This window comes from Nocardia nova, assembly GCF_002933465.1.
Taxonomy (GTDB): Bacteria; Actinomycetota; Actinomycetes; order Mycobacteriales; family Mycobacteriaceae; genus Nocardia; species Nocardia nova_B.
In genome coordinates this window covers 1-1672 of the sequence record NZ_PSZE01000084.1, presented here as the reverse complement: position 1 = coordinate 1672, position 1672 = coordinate 1, and the positions used below count along the sequence as shown (strand labels likewise).

The following is a 1672-nucleotide window of genomic DNA, read 5'->3' as shown; positions in this document are numbered from 1 at the left end:
GTTCCAGAGTCACCCCGTCCTCACGCTGACGGGCCACGCGCACGACATCGTCGCGGAACTCTTTCGGGTAGGGCTTGGGCACGATGACATCCTTCCAGGCCCGCCGGTTGGCCAGCCATGTCGGTTGACCTGCCCCACCGGTTGGGTTCCAACTCCGGTTGCTAACTGACAGCCTTACCGAAAGGCTGACCCGCGTGCCACGCGCCTATCCCACCGAGTTCCGAACCCGGGCAATCGCTTTGGTCCGAGCAGGCAAACCAGCCAAGCAGACAGCTGTCGAGCTGGGCATCCATCCGGTCACCTTGTCGAAATGGTTGCGCCAGGACGACATCGACCACGGACTACGTCCCGGTAAACCGTCGGCGGAGTCGGCAGAATTGCGTGCTGCTCGACGCCGGATACGAGAACTCGAAACCGAGCTCGCGATCATCCGCCACGCCGCGAAGTTCCTTGGGGAGGACGTTTCTGGCCCAAAAGACGGTTCTACCCGGTGATCGACAGCCTTGTCGCAGCTGGAGCACCGGTCGACCGATGCTGCCGCATCCTGGGAGTCGCCCGACAGAACTACTACAAGGCCAAACGGCGTCCGACCACTCCGACACAATTGCGGCGCCAATGGTTGACCGGATTGATCCGCGAGATCCATGTCGCATCACGAGGCACCTACGGCTACCGCAGAATCCACGCCGAACTGACCATGGCGATGGGCGTCAAGGTCTGCTCCCGCACGGTATCGGTTCTCATGACCTTGGCCGGCATCCGGGGGCTGCCGGCCTCGTCGCGGGGCAAGAACCTCCGCGGTGTGGTGACCGCCGGAGATCTGGTGAACCGCAAATTCGATCGTGGCAAACCGAACGAGTTGTGGGTTACCGACATCACGGTCCACAACACCAAGGAAGGCCGGGTCTACTGCGCCGCGGTCCTGGACGCCTTCAGCCGCAAGATCATTGGTTGGTCCATCGATTCCCGCCAAGACTCAACACTTGTCGTCAACGCGCTGGACATGGCGATCCGCAACCGTCGCCCGGCAGCAGGTGGCGTTGTTCACGCCGATCACGGAACTCAGTTCACCTCATGGGTTTTCGGCGAGAAGATTCGATCTGCCGGACTGCTGCCGTCGTTCGGCACCGTTGGTGATGGCTTGGACAACGCGATGATGGAATCGTTCTGGTCCTCGATGCAGATCGAACTGCTCGACCGTAAGAAGTGGAAGACACGCCTCGAACTCGCGAACGCGATCTTCGACTACATCGAGATCTTCTACAACCGGCAACGCCGCCACTCGTCCCTGGGCTATCGCACCCCGATCGAGTTCGAACTACTCTCCGAGAAGACACCCGTTCCCGCTGTCAGTTAGCCACCGAGCCTGGAACCTAAAAGGTGGGACAGGTCAGGTTGTCACCTATCCGTGCAGCAGTCCCGTTCGATCTGCTCCGAATCCGCGTCCTGGCCACCACGCAATAACCGGACCGATCATCGAAAGTGGGACAGAGCCAGATTCGATGAGCGCAGTCACGGTTGAGCGGGTACACGCTGGGGAGGCTTTGGCCTGTCCCCGATGGATGAGACCGCTTGGTATTAGAGTCCTGTTGGCCCTGCAAGGGGCTGGAAGGGACGATGAGAGATATGGCTGGTCGGAAGCGGCATTCCGCGGAGGACATCGTGCGCAAGC

At 60.9% G+C, this 1672-nt stretch carries 1 protein-coding gene; it reads left to right on the top strand.

Annotated elements, in window-relative coordinates:
• The first annotated feature begins 194 nt into the window (after positions 1-194).
• A protein-coding gene (locus C5E41_RS32920; RefSeq protein WP_439956517.1) for an IS3 family transposase occupies positions 195-1357 on the top strand; the annotation gives its coding sequence in 2 pieces (ribosomal slippage) (positions 195-468 and positions 468-1357; 1164 coding nt in all).
• The last annotated feature ends 315 nt before the right edge of the window (positions 1358-1672 follow it).